General features: G+C 43.1%; 14 protein-coding genes. 9 read left to right on the top strand and 5 right to left on the bottom strand.

Annotated elements, in window-relative coordinates; all coding sequences use genetic code 11:
* Positions 1–63 precede the first annotated feature (63 nt).
* The 3 genes from HEQ19_17330 to HEQ19_17320 all read left to right on the top strand — a co-directional run bounded on the left by HEQ19_17330 (position 64) and on the right by HEQ19_17320 (position 3,316).
* Positions 64–810 carry a TVP38/TMEM64 family protein gene (locus HEQ19_17330; GenBank protein ID WYM00992.1) on the top strand — a complete coding sequence of 249 codons (747 nt, stop codon included), beginning with the start codon at positions 64–66 and terminating at the stop codon, positions 808–810.
* A gap of 4 nt (positions 811–814) precedes the next feature.
* Entirely contained in the window at positions 815–1,588 is a 774-nt protein-coding gene (locus HEQ19_17325) for a TVP38/TMEM64 family protein (protein ID WYM00991.1), read from the top strand.
* Positions 1,589–1,768: 180 nt separating this feature from the next.
* Positions 1,769–3,316 (top strand): mercuric reductase, encoded by a 1,548-nt coding sequence (locus tag HEQ19_17320; protein ID WYM00990.1) that lies wholly within the window; start codon positions 1,769–1,771, stop codon positions 3,314–3,316.
* Positions 3,317–3,645: 329 nt separating this feature from the next.
* On the opposite strand, the gene HEQ19_17315 is transcribed toward HEQ19_17320, so the two are convergent.
* Together HEQ19_17315 and HEQ19_17310 are read right to left on the bottom strand one after the other, a co-directional pair.
* Positions 3,646–3,903, bottom strand: a complete 258-nt coding sequence (locus tag HEQ19_17315) for a hypothetical protein (protein WYM00989.1) — start codon at positions 3,901–3,903, stop codon at positions 3,646–3,648.
* Positions 3,904–4,251: 348 nt separating this feature from the next.
* Positions 4,252–7,182 (bottom strand): DUF4347 domain-containing protein, encoded by a 2,931-nt coding sequence (locus HEQ19_17310; GenBank protein ID WYM00988.1) that lies wholly within the window; start codon positions 7,180–7,182, stop codon positions 4,252–4,254.
* A gap of 720 nt (positions 7,183–7,902) precedes the next feature.
* On the opposite strand from HEQ19_17310, the gene HEQ19_17305 reads away from it, so the two are divergent.
* The 3 genes from HEQ19_17305 to HEQ19_17295 all read left to right on the top strand — a co-directional run bounded on the left by HEQ19_17305 (position 7,903) and on the right by HEQ19_17295 (position 11,533).
* A complete protein-coding gene (locus tag HEQ19_17305) occupies positions 7,903–9,489 on the top strand; it encodes a peptide ligase PGM1-related protein (protein WYM00987.1) in 1,587 nt (528 codons plus the stop codon).
* 83 nt (positions 9,490–9,572) lie between these two features.
* Positions 9,573–11,324: a serine/threonine-protein kinase gene (locus HEQ19_17300; protein ID WYM00986.1), complete on the top strand. Its 1,752-nt coding sequence runs from the start codon at positions 9,573–9,575 to the stop codon at positions 11,322–11,324.
* Positions 11,315–11,533 (top strand): hypothetical protein, encoded by a 219-nt coding sequence (locus tag HEQ19_17295; GenBank protein ID WYM00985.1) that lies wholly within the window; start codon positions 11,315–11,317, stop codon positions 11,531–11,533. Before HEQ19_17300 ends, HEQ19_17295 begins: the two co-directional genes overlap by 10 nt.
* An 81-nt stretch (positions 11,534–11,614) precedes the next feature.
* On the opposite strand, the gene HEQ19_31145 is transcribed toward HEQ19_17295, so the two are convergent.
* Positions 11,615–11,788: a hypothetical protein gene (locus tag HEQ19_31145; GenBank protein WZI66947.1), complete on the bottom strand. Its 174-nt coding sequence runs from the start codon at positions 11,786–11,788 to the stop codon at positions 11,615–11,617.
* 457 nt (positions 11,789–12,245) lie between these two features.
* Positions 12,246–12,653: a hypothetical protein gene (locus tag HEQ19_31140; GenBank protein WZI66946.1), complete on the bottom strand. Its 408-nt coding sequence runs from the start codon at positions 12,651–12,653 to the stop codon at positions 12,246–12,248.
* Between the two features lie 557 nt (positions 12,654–13,210).
* Between HEQ19_31140 and HEQ19_17285 the strand changes: the two genes are divergently transcribed.
* The 3 genes from HEQ19_17285 (at position 13,211) to HEQ19_17275 (ending at position 19,160) form a co-directional block, all read left to right on the top strand.
* Positions 13,211–13,774: a pentapeptide repeat-containing protein gene (locus tag HEQ19_17285; GenBank protein ID WYM00984.1), complete on the top strand. Its 564-nt coding sequence runs from the start codon at positions 13,211–13,213 to the stop codon at positions 13,772–13,774.
* A 120-nt stretch (positions 13,775–13,894) separates the two neighbouring features.
* A complete protein-coding gene (locus tag HEQ19_17280) occupies positions 13,895–15,070 on the top strand; it encodes a M20 family metallopeptidase (GenBank protein ID WYM03471.1) in 1,176 nt (391 codons plus the stop codon).
* Between the two features lie 553 nt (positions 15,071–15,623).
* Positions 15,624–19,160 carry an NB-ARC domain-containing protein gene (locus HEQ19_17275; GenBank protein WYM00983.1) on the top strand — a complete coding sequence of 1,179 codons (3,537 nt, stop codon included), beginning with the start codon at positions 15,624–15,626 and terminating at the stop codon, positions 19,158–19,160.
* Here the strand turns inward: HEQ19_17275 and HEQ19_17270 are convergent.
* Entirely contained in the window at positions 19,147–20,193 is a 1,047-nt protein-coding gene (locus HEQ19_17270) for a hypothetical protein (GenBank protein WZI66945.1), read from the bottom strand. The genes HEQ19_17275 and HEQ19_17270 overlap by 14 nt on opposite strands.
* Positions 20,194–20,657 lie beyond the last annotated feature (464 nt).

Genomic DNA, 20,657 nt, shown 5'->3' with positions numbered 1-20,657 from the left:
ATGACGACCAACGCCAGTACGGTTTATTTGCGCCCACCTACTTATACATGCCGATAACTGAAAATGCACAAACGCAGATTATATACTATACTAAAATTTGCTCTCCTAAGTTGTCTGCTTGCTACCCTGATAATTGTGACCAAACACTTTAATGTTCAGGAATTTTTGCAGACTTCAATAATTTGGATCAACAGTCTTGGTGCATTAGGACCTATTGCTTTCATAGTCGTCTACAACTTGGCTACCTTGCTATTTATACCAGGCTCGATTCTGACTTTAAAAGGTGGTTGTCTCTTTGGTCTATTTTGGGGGTCTATATATGTATTAATTGCTGCAATTATCGGCGCCACTTTGGCTTTCTTGATTGGACGCTATCTTTCACGGGATTGGGTTTCTCAACAAATAGAAAAACATCCTAAATTTAAAGCCCTTGATTTAGCAGTAGCCACAGAGGGATGGAAAATTGTGCTATTAACTCGCCTTTCACCCCTATTTCCGTTCAATTTATTAAATTATGCTTTTGGAGTGACACAAGTTTCGCTGAGAGATTATATCTTAGGTTCAATAGGGATTGTTCCAGGTACGGTGATGTACGTTTACATTGGTTCTCTTGCAGGTAATCTCGCTATGATTAACATCCATCATCAGCCAAGTAATCCACAAAGTCAAATCGCGGAATGGGTGCTACAAATAGTTGGATTAATTGCTACCGTTGCTGTCACTGTTTATGTGACAAAAATTGCTCAAAAAGCTCTCAAACAAACTGTAGCAACAGCAGAAATTACCCATGATACAAATAATCATAACTAATATCATGTCCCAGAAAAACACTAAATATTCTACCTACATCACAATAGGATTTGTATTCATATTTTTGTCACTAATTTGTGCCATTTTTTGGAACACAAACCAGGATTTAGCTCAAGCCTCTACGTTGTTTATCAGCGTCCCAGTTCCCAGCCCCCAGTTCAACCCCCAAGCAATTTTACGAGACGCTTTACAATCGATTAATAGCCTTGGTGCTGTAGGAGCAATCGCTTTTATAGTACTTTATATTATTGCTACAGTCGCTTTTTTACCCGGCTCGATTCTCACCTTGGGATCTGGTGTGATATTTGGTGTAGTTTGGGGTTCTATTTACGTATTCATTGGTGCAACTTTAGGCGCTACCGCTGCTTTTATTGTCGGACGTTATTTAGCCAGAGGTTGGGTAGCAAGTAAAATCACAGGTAACAAAAAATTTGCCGCTATTGACCAAGCTGTTGCTAAAGAAGGATTAAAAATTGTCCTGTTAACGCGACTTTCTCCCATATTTCCTTTCAATTTATTAAACTACGCCTTTGGAATTACAGGAGTGTCTCTCAAAGATTACTTTATTGGTTCTGTGGGGATGATTCCGGGAACTATCATGTACGTTTATATTGGTTCCTTAGCTGGTAATCTTGCCAGAATTGGGACTGAGGCTCAACCTACTAACCCCACTCTACAATGGTTAATTCGCATCCTTGGTTTGATCGCTACCATCGCTGTGACAGTTTTTGTCACCCGTGTAGCCCGCAAAGCCTTAGATCAGGCTGTGAGTAACTAGGGACGTGGGGAGATGGGGGGATCGGGAATTACAGCAATTGTTTAAAATCCGGTAACAGATTAATACCTTTGTAGGGGCGCAAGGCCTTGCGCCCTTACCCCATCTATTATCGCATCACCCTCAAAGCCTCAACTGTCAGCCTCAAAGCTTCAACCTTCAGCCTTCAAAGGAGTGTCAACAATGTCGAATGCGGAATTTGAGAAAATCACAGTTCGCCCAATGGACGAGTATAACCAAAAATTGGTATCTTATGTCCATCCACCAAATTGGATTAATCCCGAACCTGCTGATATTTACGACTTAGTAGTAATTGGTGCCGGTACTGCGGGATTAGTGGTAGCTGCAGGTGCTGCGGGTTTGGATTTAGGATTAAAAGTGGCGTTGATTGAAAAGCATCTCATGGGTGGAGATTGCTTAAACGTCGGTTGTGTTCCCTCGAAAACCATTATCCGCTCATCTCGTGTGGTAGGCGAACTTTGGAAAGCCAAGGATCTAGGAATTAATATCCCCCAACATTTCGATGTGGATTTTCCCACAGTTATGAAACGGATGCGCCAAATTAGAGCAGGTATCAGCCATCATGACTCAGCGGAACGCTTTTCAACCCTGGGGGTTGATGTCTTTTTAGGTAGCGGTCGCTTTGCGAGTTACAATACAGTCGAAGTTGAAGGCAAAATCCTCAAATTTAAAAAAGCAGTCATCGCTACTGGCGCAAGAGCAGTCCGTCCAGCGATTGAGGGAATTGAGAAAGCAGGATATCTCACCAATGAATCTGTATTTTCCCTCATCCAACGACCCCAAAAGTTAGCGGTGATTGGTGGTGGACCGATTGGTTGCGAATTGGCGCAAGCTTTTAGGCGTTTGGGTTCTGAAGTGGTACTGTTCCATCGCGGTTCCCATATCCTCAATAAAGAAGAGAAAGACGCAGCCCAAATTTTGCAAAAAGTCTTGATCAAAGAAGGAATTCGCTTAGTCCTCAATGCCAAATTAGAAGAAGTGGTAACTGTCACCGAGGGTAAACGACTTTACTTTTCTGTCAATGGTCATCGCGATTCTGTGACTGTTGATGAAATTTTAGCAGGTGCCGGACGCGCTCCGAATGTTGAAGGTTTGAATTTAGAACTTGTCGGGGTGGAATATGACCAACAAAAAGGCGTCAAGGTAAATGATTATCTACAGACAACAAATCCCCAGATTTATGCAGCTGGTGACATCTGCATGGATTGGAAATTTACCCACGCCGCCGATGCAGCTGCTAGAATAGTCATTAAGAATACTTTGTTTTCTCCCTTTGGCTGGGGACGTTCAAAACTGAGTAATTTAATTATGCCTTGGGTGACATATACTGATCCAGAAATTGCCCATGTAGGGTTATATGAACATGAGGCACAGGAACAGGGTATTGATATAGCGACAATTACCATACCTTTTAGTAGTGTAGACCGAGCGATCGCCGATGCTGAAGAGTCAGGATTTCTCAAAATTCACCACAAAAAGGGTTCTGATGAAATTGTCGGTGCAACCATTGTCGCTACTCATGCAGGAGATATGATTTCTGAAATTACCACAGCCATTGTTAATAAGATAGGTTTGAGCAAGTTAAGTAGTGTAATTCATCCTTATCCCACACAGGCCGAAGCTATTAAAAAAGCAGCCGATGCTTATCGTCGAACCCTACTCACAGCCAACACTAAAAAACTCTTAAAATTGCTGACCAAATTTTCTTGAATCATTAAATAATAAGTAGGCTGGGCATTGCCCACGCTACAAATACCGTCAATTTTGAGGACAAATGTAACGATTACCCATTATGGCTTAACCGTTCTGAAGACAGAAATATTCAACAACACAGTCTGTCTATAGTTCAAATTCATTTTTTAGTTTAGTTGTAGTTAGGTATTATACAAAATAATTATGCTATATTCAGCGAATTAATTATTAATCAGTTTGGCACGAGAAAACTAAGTCAGTACAAACAATCATAATTAGTTGGTAGTCGCGCTTTAGCGCGACTACCAACTAATTATGATTGTTTAAATAGAGAGAATTCAAAAATATTACAATTCTGATGCTGTCTCTGGGGCAATGATTTCGCCTGTACGCAATTCCAATATCATATCCTGGTCAGTAATCAGTTCGCTGAGTTCTTTAACTTGTAAATTCATTTGCTCACAAGCTTGTCTGAGTTCTCCCGCAAATGTCTTGATATCATCACTATAGCCACATTGATAAGCCGCAGTTTCAATTCCCTGCTTGGCATTTGCTCTAGCACAATCTACTAACTCTGTGCCATACAATGGTGTTGGAGATGCCATAGTTATAGTTATTATTTGTGAGGTGTGTAGGCTGTTTTACCCCGGATATAAGCTCTGCCTTTAAGTTAACTGTTATGTTGATGAAGTTTATCGTTCTCTAGATGTAAACAAATTTCCAGCTGGCTCAATCTTAAGACATAAAATAAATTAATAAGTGTTTCCTCTTTGTCCCTCAGTTGGAGCAAGTAGAGGTGAGTTCAGCGATATCCTAATTAATACATTTAACAATATCGCGTAATTCCCCGTCCCTCTACAGGATACCAATGGCGAATAGGGGGTAACACCTATTTTATCAGCTATGTGAGGACGATTGTTGTTCGGGGCGCAAGGCCTTGCGCCCCTACAAAGTTAAACAGGACGCCAGCGACCGATTGAATTAGTACCTAAATTGACGTAATATAGATTCCCATCAGGTCCAGTTTCCATATAGACAATACCGGGAATACCAGAGGCAAACCGACGGACTGCGGTAACACGATTCTCGCTATTGAGCGTTAGTGCATCTACTGTACCTTCATTCACATCGGCAACAAAGACAGTATCATTGTAAGCACTGGGAAATGTATTGCCGTCGTAGAAGTCGCCCAGAACAATCGCCTTTGCCCCTGCTGAGTGATTCCGCGCATAGATGGGTGCAGTGACAACCTGATCAGGGTTGTACAAAGCTTCGATTGCTGGGATATTAGCCGCATCATATAACGGCTGGCGCAAATTGACAAGATTGACTGCATTGGTGCCACCTTCGTAAGCAGGCCAGCCAAAGTTAGCGCCACTGGTGCCGACATTCACTTCTTCCCATGTGCTCCAACCGACATCGCCAATAAAGGGGGTGCTGGTTCCCGGTTTGATGGTAAATCGGAAGGGATTGCGTAGCCCCAGGTTCCATACTTTAGAGCGGTTGCTATTTGGATCGCCATTGAAGAACGGATTGTCTGCTAGCCCTTGTCCCGTTAGGGGATCTACGCGCAGGATTTTACCAGATAGGCTGTCTAAGTTTAACACAGAAGCAGAGCGGGCATCCCTACCATTATAGGAGGTGCCATCACCGACACTCACGTATAGGGCACCGTCTGCCCCAAAGGCGAGTTGTCCGATAGTATGGGATTCACTATCGGTTTTGATGTAGTCTTGCACGTATCCCCCATCTGTAGTTCTACCTGATTCGGGGATGGAAAAATCAGTGGTGCTGTTGCCATCAGGACGGCTGGTATTCGCCCAGGTACTGTTCTTGCCGACAATCACCACTTGACTGTTAGCTACTGCGGTGCGATATCCATTGGTAGCATCTGCTGTGATTCGCACAACCCGAGCCGGACGGTTGCCAGCCCTATCTGGGTCATCCAGGGTGGTGGTGGGATTGGTATTGAGATAGGCTTCTGGTGGATCGTAGGTGTAGGAAACGTAGATGTAAGGACTGCCATTGAAGAAGTCAGGGTGAATGGCCAGCCCTAGTGCCCCGCGATCGCGCACATTGTTGACATCCTGTCTGAGGTCAATAAAGCGCGTTGCGAGGACGGTGTTACCCTGTGCAACTTTGATGATGCCGGATTTTTCCAGAATATACATCAGGGAGTTATCTGGTGTGCGAACAAACGCCGTTGGTTGGTTTAGCCCGGAGATGAAAGTTTCTCGAATAAAACTTCCCGGATCGTCATCGATGATGGTCACGGTGTTCAGGCTAGTGTCTTGTAAAGTCACTCCTACCAGATTAGTAAACTGAATCGTGAAGGTTTCGTCCGGCTCCCCAATCGTATCGTTAATCAGACCAATTGTAATTGTTTTGGAGGTTTCGCCGTCGGCAAAGGTGAGTTGACCAGAGGTAGCCTGATAATCACTGCCGGCGATCGCAGTTCCATCAACGGTGGTAAAGTCTACAGTCCCGGTGCCGACGCCATTACCCCGTGTTACGGTAATGATTGCGTTGCCTGCATTCTCATTAACCTCCGGTTCGCTGATCGTCAGTACTGTACTTTCATCATCAATGAGGGTGACGCTTGCTGTCCGAATCGTGCCTAAATCTGCCCCTGTGGGAGATTCGATCACGAGGGTGAAGGTTTCGTTCCCTTCTATCAGGGTGTCATTGATGATAGGAATAGTAAAGGTTTTAGACGTTTCTCCAACACCAAATGTCAATGTACCACTGGTTGCCGTAAAGTCTGAATCTGCCACGGCTGTGCCACTATCTACCCGATACTGAACCGTTGCCTTATCAGTGCTATCGTTACTGCGAACAACTCCAATGACTAAACTCCCTGCAGTTTCATTGATAGAATAAGTGTTTTTCTCCAGGGCGAGCGAAGCTGGTGCAACCTCAATAAGGCCGCGACGGACAACTGTTGAGGGCAGATCATTCCACTTCCCAGTACTCCCCCAATTCATCACAGCATAGTTTTCGTTACCACCCCGGTTATTTGGTTCACCTGGTGCCCAGTTGGTGTAGGTGGTGGCTTCTCCATTCACCCACTTAAATTGCCCTTCTACATCTTTATCTGTGAAGCCTATCCAGAACTGCTGATTACTACCAAAGGTCGATTTCAGCCAAGTTTCCTCTGCTGCATCATTAATCGTGACTAAGTTACCGCCTAAACTCTGGGCTTCGGCTTGAGCGTTTTCCCAGGTTTTTGACCCGTTGGTTAATATGTAGTTCTTGCCGTTGTAAATTGGCAAAATACTTTGATACTGTGCGATCGCCTGACTATCCAAAACACTACTTGATTCAATTGTTCCAGTGTTAACTTCTAACTCCCAGTCACCACCAAGGGCAGCATTTCCTGTTAAGTCATTAGAAGCTGCAATATCTGCACCTGTGATTTGGCTCAGTTGCTGGATGAAACTTTGTCCGTCCCCTCCTGCTCCCACGTTACAGCCATATAACAGTACATCTGCATCAGTAGTCAAGGCATGACTCCAACTTTGCAAATCACTGCTATAACTACTGATATTTGCCAAATTTAAATGGCTGTTGCCTAACAACACATCCCCTGCGTTACCGTGAGAGACAATATGTACACTCGCAACATTTTGGTACTGGGCGAGAACATTCGTGATTTGTGCTATACCATCAATGTTTGGATTTAGCAAAAACACTTCTGCATTCTCAAAGCTGCTACTCAAAATGGAGGTTTCGGCAAGGTTACTATCAATAAAAACCAGATTCTGATTACTAGATCCTCCTAGCTGTGTCACTGGTAATGTCAGGTCTCTCTGTATAGATGTGTTGCCAAAAATATCTGATGAGGTATTTGTTCCCAAGGGGAGAGAATTTGTTTCTGCACTCATTGCTCTAGCTGTCTTGTTCTTTAACTTCCGTCTCTTCTAAAAATACTATGTCTTGTTGTTTATAGTTCCAAATCACATAGTCAAACATAGTCAGACTTATGCAATTGGTTCTTGCGTACTTAGCGTGCTAAATATGTTGAAAAATAAGCTTGAACTCCTTGCTGGGATAAGATGACAGCCATTATTTACTGCCTTTTAGGTCTGATGATTAAAATTTTGGCTATAAGCGCCTGTAAGCCTTGATTTTAAAACAAAGTTATCGACTGTAATTAAAAATTTAGCACGTTAAGTACGCAAGAACCAGTCCTCACGACAAACTAGCGGAACCTAAATCGTTTTGCTACTACTAGTATATACTTAATGTATATGAAAAAGTATACATTTTTTTTCTGGCAGTGGGAAATAATATTGGACAATCTTTACACAAACTATATAGTGTTTATTTTAATTGCATCAACCTCAAACCCAGTAACTGCAAGATAACCGTAGTACTAACCCACAATTTTTGCAGCAACAGAACTTTATGGATTTTTCATAAAAAGCCTATTTGATTACCCTGGTAACTCGGACAGTAAGGTGTTGCGCCTACAAGTTGCACTTTGATTTATGGGTCGGACACTGTATGAGTCAAAGAAGTGTTGCACACCACCAACATCTGACTCATTCTTACGATATACCTAAGACATAAGGTTGTCTGGGAATCAAGACAGGGCGGGGATTATGGTAACATTGAATATTTCTGAATTGGAGAAAATTGATCAGTTTCGCCATCTTCAATTAACTTTGCGCGATCGCTGGAAAACTATCGAAATTTTCGATAACAGTGAGGCAGATATTTTAATTATTCCTTCGTTGAGTATCGACCAGCACGAACTCCAAAAGATAGAAGGCTGCGAACATTATGAAGAAAGATTACTTTTTTCCTTGATGCGCTTGCGAAATCCCCGCACTCGGCTGATTTATGTGACATCAATGCCACTGCATCCCAGTATTATCGATTACTATTTACAATTGTTACCAGGTATTCCTTTTTCCCATGCGCGTAATCGCTTACTGTTACTTTCTACCTACGATTCTTCCCTCAAGCCCCTCAGTCAAAAAATTGTAGAACGCCCGCGTTTGCTACAGCGAATTCGCCAATCCTTGAATTTGGACAGAGCCTTCATGGTGTGCTATAATTCTACGGTTTGGGAAGCAGAATTGTCAGTAAAATTGGGTGTACCACTGTACGCCGCAGCGCCAGATTTACAAATTTGGGGGACAAAAAGTGGGAGTCGGCAAATCTTTGCCCAAAGCAGTGTACCGCATCCAGATGGCAGCGCGAGTGTTGGGAATGGCACAGATTTAGCAAAGGCTGCTGCTGATTTATGGGAACGCCAACCGACATTACAAAGGATGGTGGTGAAACTTAATGAGGGCTTTTCGGGAGAAGGCAATGCACTGCTGGATCTTAGACCAATTCTGAGTATAGCACCAGGGCAAGCTTCTCATCACCAACGGGTAGAGGCAATTAGCGATCGCCTCCCAAATATGCACTTTCAATCAACCCTGGAAACCTGGGCAAATTTTTCGGGACGCATCCAGGAATTAGGGGCGATTGTTGAGGCTTTTGTGGAAGGAGAAATTAAGCGATCGCCCAGTGTCCAAGGACGGATTACACCCTCAGGTGAAGTCGAAATCCTCTCCACCCACGACCAAATTTTGGGAGGGAGAGACGGTCAAATTTATCTTGGTTGTCGATTTCCTGCTGAGGAACACTATCGGTTAGAGTTGCAGCAATTGGGATTACAGGTTGGCAAAAAACTAGCCGAAAAAGGCGTATTAGAACGATTTGGCGTAGATTTTATCACCGTTGACCAAGGAAATAAACAGTGGGATATTCAAGCGATTGAAATTAATCTCCGCAAAGGTGGGACTACACATCCATTTATGACCCTGAAATTATTAACCAACGGTCGCTATGACCTTTCCACAGGGTTATTTTACAGTCAACAAGGGCGTCCCAAATACTATATAGCCACTGACAACTTGCAAAAAGACTGCTATCGGGGATTGTTACCCAACGATTTAATGGATATCATCGCCCACCACAGGCTGCATTTTGACAGCTGTACGGAGACAGGTACAGTGTTTCATTTGATGGGTTGTCTTTCCCAATTTGGCAAATTAGGCTTAACCTGCATCGGTGATTCCCCTCAACAAGCAGACGATATTTATAACAAAGTTGTCAAGGTTTTAGATCAAGAAACCCGCAGCGACAATCAAGAGTTTTCCTCGTTCTCAGATTATGCTTTCCACTGCGCGTAATTCGTCATGGGCTACGCCCTGTACTAACTTGAAAAACTCCTGAGTATTGCTAAAATCAAGGCAGCCTTTGTATTAAAGAGGTTGTGTCCCCAATCACACAGACAGCGATTCACTGCATAAATCCTGATTGTCAACGTCCCTACCCCCAACCTTGGGGAAACAAATTTTGCAACAGCTGTGGCGCACCGCTACATCTGTTAAATCGCTATGTCCCACTCCAGCCCCTGGGTTCGGGAGGATTTGCCCAAATTTACACGGTTTGGGATGAAAAAATTCAGACAGAAAAGGTGCTAAAAGTGCTAGTGGAAAATTCACCCAAGGCGCTGGAATTGTTTACACAAGAAGCAGGGGTTTTAAGTAGTCTCATAAATCCGGGTGTTCCCCGCGTCGATGTTGATGGGTATTTTCAACTAAATTTGTCTAATCCCAAATCGCGCCAACTACCTTGTTTGGTGATGGAAAAAATCAACGGGGAGACTTTAGAGGAGATACTCAATAAGTATCCTCAAGGCTGTCCAGAGGATTTGGTGTTGAATTGGTGTAACCAAGTGGTGCAAATTTTAAAGGAATTGCACAAACGCCAGATTATTCACCGTGACATCAAGCCTTCTAATTTGATGCTGCGTACCACCCCATCTGTGGGAGTAACTGGGGGAAATCGGCTGGTGCTGATTGATTTTGGCGGCGCAAAACAATTTGACGCCAAACTGGCTCCGCAATCAAGTTCAACTAGGTTATTTTCTTCTGGTTACAGTCCACCAGAACAAATTATTGGCCGTAATGTCGGACCGGGTGCGGATTTTTATGCCCTTGGTCGAACGATGATAGAATTACTTACGGGTAAGTATCCGCCACAGTTGGAAGATCCCCAAACTGGAACATTGCGCTGGCGTCAACGAGTGAGTGTCAACCCTAAATTTGCGGATTTACTCGATGAGATGGTACAGGAAGATGTGCGATCGCGTCCAGCAAATGCAAGTATTATTCACAAACGGTTGGCGAAAATTTCTCCAGGATCATCACAACAGGGGTTATTAGTCCCAATTCAGGACGCTGTGCGTCAAGGTTTAGCCAATATTCAGCAAGCCTTAGTCCCAGTTACACCGCTAATCCAAGCTGTGAAACAAGCTAATGGTGAATTTAACAAAGCTGTTGGCAAAATTGCGCTTTCGATAGTCAAGGCGATCGCCAAATTCTTACTGGCTTGTTTGACAACAATTTGGACGATGATACTGACGGGAATCGGCGCTTGTTTAGGTACTAGTACTGGTTGGATTTTCGGCTATGAGACAGGCTTGGGCGATCGCATTACCAAATTCATCTTACCTTATCTACCAGACTTAAGTGTAAATACTCAATCTAGCTTGGGCGCAGAAGTTTTGGTATTTGTCGGCGCAGGTCTAGGAACTGCATGGGGACTCACAGCAGCAGGGAGTTTCGGTCAACGACGGCGCTTTTTGCTAGCCTCAATGATGGGCATAATCAGCTATGGATTAGCCTGGTTAGTTTGGCAATTAACCACACCCACAAATAGCAATGACGGCTTGGCGGTCTCAATTGTCTTTGCAGTTTTTCTGTTCACCGTGAGTTTAGATCTTCGTAGCCATCATATAGTTTACGCTGTGATTGCTTCCTTTGCCACCGCGCTCGTCTTTGCGGGTTTAATTCATCTAGGGTTTCTAGATCCAGTTTTACAATTTTCTATTCAACCCGACTCGCAACATTTATCGTCGATGATTGCTTTTTTTGCTTTTGTCGCCATCTTCCAGAGTTTCTGCATGGGGGTGTGTTATTACCTAATCGTCCCTGGGTTGCGCTTTTTAGGATGGCGTTAAGGTTGGGGACACTTCGGCAAGCTCAGTGCATCGCTGGGGACACTTCGGCAAGCTCAGTGCATCGCTGGGGACACTTCGGCAAGCTCAGTGCATCGCTGGGGACACTTCGACAAGCTCAGTGCATCGCTGGGGACACTTCGACAAGCTCAGTGCATCGCTGGGGACACTTCGGCAAGCTCAGTGCATCGCTGGGGACTGGGAAAGATTGACAAATGACAAATGACAAATGACAAATGACAAATGACCAATGACAAATGACCAATGACAAATGACGTTGATACTCCCCACGGCTATAAGCCGGGGGATTCTTGAAGAGTCCACAAACGGATCTTCAAAGGCGATATCAAAGCGCCGCTACTGATTCCACTGAGATTAAATCCCAGCTTTACCGCTACTTTTCTTAAAATATTTGCAGCCCCATTAGCATCGGCATTAATTTTTAAGCCGCTAGAAGCCTGATACAAACCACGACAAACTCTTTTACCGGACTCTTTCCACCCTTCTGGTTTGTCACCAAATACAGGCAGAAAATCGCCATCAATAAAAGAAGCCGAGTAAGTATTTTAAATGCAATCCGTCCACAATAAAGCTAGTATTTGCGTTGCTTACACAAGTTAGCCAATTGTTTAGTCCTGGGTCTATGCCTAGCACTTTTTGAAAGTCTAATTCTACTTTTATTTCTGCAACTGAATAAACAAACTCAGCAGAAAAACATCCGTTGCGAGGTAGAATGTGAATCTCCCTTAATAGTGAATATCTTAAATTTGAGGGCATCGGTAAATAGAATGCATCTATGCCAAACCACGCCTTAACTTTACTGCCTAGAGGCAAGCGCAATTGCCCGTTTTTTAACTTGACATCTGCACGAGAGAAAGTAACTAACTTGAGAGCATTTTTCTTGTAAGTATAGCGTTTCTCGCCCTAGTGAGGTACATCGGTAAGGGCACGGCAGTGCCGTGCCCCTACATCGCGTGATACAATTTTGTACCTCATCTGAATAGGAAGTGCTATAGGTAGCTTTGGGCGTTGTTCGACAGTTCCATTTTTAAAGCCTTTAAGCAATGCAATAAACGACCGAAACGACTCAAACACAGTTGTTAAAGTTTGTTGTGCAACATGGGAATAAAGAGCTTGAAAATGCACGTTAGACTTCAATAGACGATGTAACTCAGATTGGCTCGGTATCTTGCCAGTTTTAAAGAATAACTGGCGAGAATAATATAGTCCGCAATTAGCAAGTTTGTTTGATTGTTCGCAGATAAACTCTAAGATGGCTCTCAATTCTTTGTCTGGACTAATTAAAACTTGTTGGCAACCATAATTAGACATTCTTTGTTATTTGATTTATATTTTTGGTTCATTGTGTAATTATACCGATTCGGGCCAAATAACAAAGTAAAGATTATATAAAGTCATCCTACTATATATCTTTTCAATGCGGCTAAAGCCGCACCCGACTTATCCCCATGTCTAAAGCCAGGGGCTTGCGTCTCGCTTTTTGGTCAAAAATTATGATCCCCCTAGATGGGTTGTGGATCTAGGGGGATCAAATATATGGTAGTCTATAAGTGGTTCTGTATAGTTCGTAACGATTCAATTCTATACCTTAGATTTTTATTTGGGTAGTAGAATTACTACAATTAACAAAATTTTTATATCTTCTTCATCACCTCTTCATTCCTGTTATTTACGGAAAAATTCGTATATGTTTAAGTATGGGACTAAGCATTGAGTTAGTGCATCTGGGTCGAATTACTCATAATCAAACTCACCTACCGCTCCTTTCTCCGCTTGTGCGGATTGATTGGGCATGGGATGATGCAGTGATTATGGGTCTTTAAGGCCACATGATATTATTGTCAACTTTGTAATTATCTCTAAAAAATATGAAACTCAAGATTGTTGCTACCGCCGTTGTGTTAGGTTGTTTTGGTTTTGCAGCCCAAGCGAATGCATTGAATCAGCAAGACTTAGATCAGTTGAAGAAGACAGGTAGCTGTCCGCGATGCGATTTGAGTGGTGCTGACCTAACTCTACTGAACCTGGCTAACGCAAATTTGCGAGAAACTAACTTGAAAGGAGCTACTTTAACTCAAGTCAATCTTACACAGGCAGATCTGACTGGTGCAAATCTGGAAGCTGCGGTTTTAAATTCTGCCAATCTCCGTTACGCTAGCTTAACCGGTGCAAATTTAAAATCAGCATCCCTAGAAAATGCCGATCTGTCTTTTGCGGGTTTCATCAGTGCCTATTTGGAAGGTGCTAACTTCAAAGATGCCAAATTGAAGTTCACTAATTTTCGGGGGGCACATTACCGACTGACAACTTTGCCAATTGGTACAGTAACTTCTGATAAACCTTATGGCTGGTCGTTAGAACGTTCAACCGCTAGAGAGTGTAATAAGTTTAAACCGGAAAATACCCCAGGCTCAACCTGCTATTCACAATAATGGGGTATGGGGTATGGGAACTGGGGGAAATTTTGAATTTTGAATTGTCCATCCCGCCATCTTCCCCTCTGCCCATCCTTTCTTTATGATGAGAACAAAGGCTGTAAACTTGATTTATCGATGCTTACCCAGATTAAAGATTTAGCCACAAAACTAGCGCCCCGCTTAATTGAAATTCGTCGCCACATCCACGCGCACCCAGAACTCAGCGGCCAGGAGTATCAGACAGCTGCTTTCATTGCTGGTGTTTTGTCTTCTAGTGGTCTTCATGTCCAGGAAGGAATTGGCAAAACCGGCGTCATCGGAGAACTACAAGGTGCTGGTCAAGATGACCGATTATTGGCAATTCGCACTGATATGGATGCATTACCAATTCAAGAATGCACGGGGTTGGAATACGCCTCCCACGCTGAAGGGGTAATGCACGCTTGCGGTCACGATGTCCACACTACAGTGGGCTTAGGAACAGCAATGGTGCTGTCTCAATTGACAGAAGAGTTAGGCGGTAAGGTGCGGTTTTTATTTCAGCCAGCAGAGGAAATTGCCCAAGGCGCAAGCTGGATGGTGAAAGATGGGGCGATGGTAAACGTCTGTGGAGTATTAGGGGTGCATGTTTTTCCTTCTATTCCCGCTGGTTGCATTGGTGTGCGTTACGGCGCATTGACTGCAGCAGCTGATGATTTAGAGATTATTATTATCGGAGAATCTGGACATGGGGCACGTCCTCATGAAGCAATTGATGCAATTTGGATTGCAGCCCAAGTAATTACTGCACTACAACAAGCGATTAGCCGCACACAAAATCCCTTGCGTCCTGTAGTGTTAAGCATCGGTAAGATTAATGGTGGCAGAGCTAAGAATATCATTGCTGATAAAGTAGAATTGTTAGGAACGGTGCGATCGCTTCATCCCGAAACCCGCGCCCATCTCCCCAAGTGGATTGAAAAAATCGTCGCCCATGTTTGTCATTCTTTTGGTGCAAGTTATCAAGTCAATTATCGCCAGGGTGTACCCAGTGTGCAAAATGATTATGCCCTGACACAATTATTGCAATCAGCAGCGGAAGAAGCTTGGAGTAGCGATCGCGTCCAAGTCTTAAGTGAACCATCCCTAGGTGCGGAAGATTTTTCGGTTTTTTTAGAACACGCTCCCGGTTCCATGTTTCGCTTGGGTGTAGGCTACACAAATCGCATCACTAATCATCCATTACACCATCCTGAATTTGAAGTCGATGAATCTGCTATTATCACTGGGGTTGTGACAATGGCTTACGCTGCTTATAAATATTGGCGGTAGTTCCGAAGGGCTTTCTTCGGCACTCCCCCCTGATTACAGAAGCCGACACTGTACTTGGTACTCCAAGTCAGTGTGGGTATTTTATCAGGTTTTCCCAGAAGGCGTGCTAAATTGCGTATACAGGAAAACTTTTTGCTTTACTGTTAAAGCCGCAAGAACCTTTTGTGCTATATTCATACTTAAGTAGTACTGTATATCTAACTGAATATTCTTATGTTAGGTTTTTTTGTCTCGAATATCCCCCCAATCACCTGATGATAGCCTTGGTTTGACAATCTCCGGGCTGAAGCCTTCCTCGATCCTACCACCTAGAAACACCACTGATTCTTACAATCAGTGGGAGACTGTACTAGGAATTACTTAGAGGACGTTTTAAAAGTCTGTTCTGATGTGCCCAGTCTCAGAGAATTCTATTCGCCGAGAACTTTTAAAACATCATCTTAATTGAAAATTAATTTTCTTACTAATTTTGAATTTTGAATTTAAAAAAAGGTCAACAACCCACTACTAATTTGACTACCAATACATAGTGGGGGTCTCGTGGGAGGTTTAGATGAAGCTGACAAAGCACAAGCGTAAACGTGGTGTTATTCTTACTCCAGAAGGATTACAAAAACTTCAATCTGCTAAACTTACTGCCGAATTCAACGAAAATTATGGAAACAGGTATACCCTTGAAGATTTAAGTGACCGGATTGGAATCAACACTGCTACGATTTCCAAGGTGCTGTCTTGTGAAGACGGAGTTGATAAACGAACAATTGAGCTTTTCTTCCAAGCTTTTAATCTGAAATTGGATAAAGATTGTTACACCAGTTCTGATCAATCTCAGCACCAAGATTGGGGAGAAGCGACTAGTGTTTCAATTTTTTATGGTAGAACAGAAGAAATAGCTACATTAGAAAAGTTTATCGTTGCAGATCGTTGCAGGTTAGTGGCAATTTTGGGAATGGGAGGAATTGGTAAATCGACTTTAGCTATCAAGGCGATAGAGTGTATTAAAGATAATTTTGAGTACATCATATGGCGATCGCTGCGGGAAGCTCCACCCATCAAAAATATTTTAGCTAGTCTGATTCAGTTTTTATCCGATGAGCAAGAAACAGAAGCTTCTTTACCAGAAGATGTAGGCGAAAGAATATCCCGACTGATTGATTATCTGCGCCACTATCGAAGTCTGCTGATATTAGATAATATAGAGTCAATTCTGCAAAGTGGTAGTCGAGCCGGACTTTACCGCGAAGGATATGAGCAATATGGGGATTTGCTCAGACGAGTAGGAGAAGTAACTCACCAAAGCTGCTTGCTTTTAACAGGTAGAGAAAAACCTAAAGAAGTAGCAGCATCAGAAGGAGAAACATTATCTGTACGTTCATTTCTTCTTGGTGGTTTGCAGGCGGCGGATGGGCAAGAAATTTTGAAAATCAAGGGAGTCTGTGCTGCTGAGTCTGAAGCTAGCAATTTGGTAGGGCGTTATGCAGGTAATCCCCTAGCTTTGAAGGTGGTTGCTACCACTATTCAAGATGTATTTTGTGGTGACATATCTAAATTTTTACAACAAGAAACAACTGTTTTTGGTGATATTCATGAGCTTTTAGAAGAGCAGTTTTTGCGGTTGTCAAATTTAGAAAAGAATGCAATGTACTGGCTAGCCATCAATCGTGAACCAGTTTCGCTATCAGAACTAAGGGAGGATATTGTCTCACGAATTCCGTCACAAAGATTGTTGGAGTCTTTAGAATCTCTAGTGAGGCGATCGCTCATCGAGAAAAGCGAAGGACTATTCACTCTACAACCTGTAGTCATGGAGTATGTGACTCAGCGATTGATAGATCAAGTTTGTCAAGAAATTGCCAGTCAGAATATTGAGTTATTCAGGTGTCATGCTTTGATGAAAGCAACGGCGAAAGACTACGTGAGGGATATTCAAATTCGCCTAATTGTACAATCAGTTATAGATGGGTTGCTGGGTATTTTTAGAAGCAAAAAAAACCTAGAAAATCAGCTAACCCAAATTCTGGCAAATCTCCGAGAAACATCACCTCTAGAACAAAGTTATACAGCTGGCAATGCCCTGAATTTGCTCTGTCATTTGGGGACTGACCTCACTGGCCATGATTTCTCTTCTCTGAGTATTTGGCAAGTAGACCTGCGTTGCATGAAATTGCACGATGTAAATTTTCAAAATGCGAATTTTGATAGGTCTGTTTTTGCTGAAACCTTTGGCGGTGTTCTGTCGGTGGCTTTTAGCGCTGATGGCAAGCTTTTGGCTTTGGGTGATACTAATGGTGACATTCGCTTTTATCAAGTTTCCGATTGGCAACAAATTTTTACTTGTAAAGGTCATACCAACTGGGTTGTGTCCCTTGCTTTTAGCCCTGATGACAGAATCCTTGCAAGCGGAAGTGCTGACTCTACTGTGAAAGTGTGGGATATCAGTACAGGTCAATGCATCCAAACTTTTCGGGAATATAACAATACTGAGGTTTGGTCGGTTGCCTTTAGTCCTGATGGTAAGGTATTAGCAAGTGGCAGTGATGACCACACAATCAAGTTATGGAATATCTGCACTGGTGAATGCTTTAAAACCTTTTACGGACACACAAGTTGGGTATGCTCTGTTGCCTTCAGTAAAAATGGGCAAACCTTACTAAGTGGCAGTGATGACCATACAATTAGGGTGTGGAATATCAACACCAGTGAATGCCTCAAAACTTTCCACGCACATGATGATGGAATACGGTCAATTGCCCTCAGTCCTGATGAGCAAATGGTGGCGAGTGGTAGTGAAGACCACACGGTGAGGTTATGGAGTATTAGTACTGGTGAATGCTTGAAAACTTTCCACGGACATTCTAGTGAAGTCTATTCAGTCGCTTTTAGTTCACAGGGCGATCTCCTAGCTAGTGGTAACCATGACCAGACGGTGAAGCTATGGAATGTTGATACTGGTGAGTGCCTGAAAACTTTCCACGGACATTCCGGTTTAGTATTTTCGGTTGCCTTTAGTTCACAGGGTGATTTTCTAGTAAGTGGTAGTGAAGATCAGACGTTGAGGCTATGGAATGTTGACACTGGTGAATGCCTGAAAATGTTCCAAGGATATACTAATCAGGTACTCTCAGTCGCTTTCAGTCCAGATGGGCAAATGCTAGCAAGTGGCAGTCGTGACTCTTTGGTAAGGTTGTGGGATGTCACTGGAGATCAAGTCTTGCAAACGTTCCCAGGACATTGTGCTGCAGTCCAGTCAGTCGCTTTCAGTCCAGATGGGCAAATGCTAGCAAGTGGCAGTCAAGATTCTTCGGTAAGGTTATGGGATGTTACTGGGGGTCAAGCCTTACAAATATTCCAGAGACATCGTGCTGTGGTCTGGTCGGTTGTCTTTAGTCCCGATGGGAAAACTCTGGCAAGTAGCAGTAACGATCAAACAGTAAAGTTATGGGATATAAGTAGTGGTCAAGTCTTGCAAACATTCCAAGGACATTGTGCTGCAGTCTGGTCAGTTGTCTTTAGTCCTGACGGCAAAACTCTGGCAAGTGCGGCTTTAGAGGAGATAATTAAATTGTGGAATGTCAGCACGGGTGAATGTGAAAGAAGCCTAGAGGGGCATACGAATTGGGTTTTGTCCGTTGCCTTTAGTCCCGATGGTAAACTGCTCGCAAGTAGCAGTTATGATGGAACAATCAAGTTATGGCTTGTCGGCACTGATGAATGCAAAAGAATTTTGCAGGCAGGTACAGGTTGGTTAAAGTCAGTTGCCTTTAGTCCAAATAGCCACATACTAGCTAGTTGCAGTCAAGATAACACAGTAAAGTTGTGGGATCTTAGTAAAGGTGAATGTCTCAGGACTTTGGAAGGACATACAGGCAGAGTTTGGTCTGTTGTATTTAGTCCCGATCATCAGATTCTAGCTAGTAGTGGTGATGATGAAACAATTCGGCTGTGGAATATAGCAACAGGTGAGTGCTTAAAAATTCTCAAAGCTGAGAAACCTTATGAACGCATGAACATCATGGGAGTTACAGGTTTAACTACAGCGACTATTGCTACATTGACATTACTGGGGGCAGATGAATCTACCAACCACTAAATTCGGTATCGCTTGGCAATCCTTGCGCGAATTCATTAGTCATGATACTTTCCAAATCATCAAGTTTGATGTTATTAAACTTCAAGAGATCGAAATCCGCTTCAAAACAGCTACTGGTGAGATCCTCCTCAATAGTTGTAGTATTAATTCGATAGGAAAATTTCCGTGAAAAAATAGTTTCATTGGCAAGATATGATACTACGTTCTCAAGTTCCTCGTCTGAGATGTAGCCCTCTTTGGGTGGGGTAAAGCGTAACAAGGCGGTTTCATAACAAGCTTTGACTACGCGGATATACTCTTGGGGAGCAAGCTGTGCAACAACCTCAACTATCTCCTCTACATGCTTTGCTTCTGCACCAACGCCAGTATGTATACGTAGCCAGCGTGTGGCATGAATACCAGGTGGTAGCAAAGCTTCTACACTCTCAATGTACTCTTCCCCTTTAAATGTTCCTAAGCGTTCACTTGCATAGGAAAGACCAACGCAACTAATTGGATCGATCGCCATTCTACTTTGAGTGAAGTAATCTACCACAGTCATTGCAGCAGATGGAACCAGCACTTTTACGACAGCCTCAGCGTCATATCCCATTGATTGAATATCGAGCAGGGCCAGTTGGTCGTGACTAGCTTCTTCTTTGGCTTTTTGTGCAGCCCACTCTGCTAAATTCTGACGACCAGATGCAGCAAAGCCTCTAGCCGCTTCTTCCATGAGTACTGTAGTATGACGGCTGGAATAGTAAGCACCTGCCATTCGCCATACCCAACGTATAGGGGTCAGCTTTGGTGGTCTGCGATCAGTCTTGACTGTATGCCAAGCATATGCGATCGCCCGATCTAAAAGCTTCTGGGTTTGAGCTATCCTATCTGCATGACTCATCTTTGATGCGGTGCGATGGCGAAGCCCGCCGCAGGCATCGCCACTTACCACAGAAACAGGTTGAGACATTCTATTGCCGTTGCTACGTTTTACCGCTAGATCGAATGGCACAATAGAGCCAAATTCAGTATTAATTACAAAGTCATTACGCATGATTAGTTTCCTCTGTTGTGGTTCATACAGATAGGATGAAACAAAGCCATTACAGTTGCTTAGGCTTGTTATTTTAGGGTTAAAATAACCCGTATAAATTACTCAGGTAAACTTAATAGTTTTACGCAATTGCTTCTAAAAACTTTACAAAAATACATAATAATAAAAATTGTGATACTCAAAAAAATTCTTCTTGAAGAAAATTTGTGATCAGCAGAAAAAAGGGAAAAAAGCTGCTAGCGGCTTTTTTCCCTCACCGGATTTTTTTAATTATCATTTTTATTGACTTACAGCCATTTTCAGGTAAATAGACCACGCTTTTGGGGCGCAAGGCCTTGCGCCCCTACGAAGATCTTTTGACTCTTGACCTCGAAGACAGAAGATATATGTGCCCAGAGAATAGGTATTGAATAATACTTCGACCAATCCAATATCGATGTAGAACACAGATGCCCCATGCCCAT

Source organism: Gloeotrichia echinulata CP02, from assembly GCA_038087035.1.
GTDB classification, from domain to species: domain Bacteria; phylum Cyanobacteriota; class Cyanobacteriia; order Cyanobacteriales; family Nostocaceae; genus Gloeotrichia; species Gloeotrichia echinulata.
Note: the sequence above shows the minus strand (reverse complement) of the source record. Positions and strands in the feature narration are given on the sequence as shown.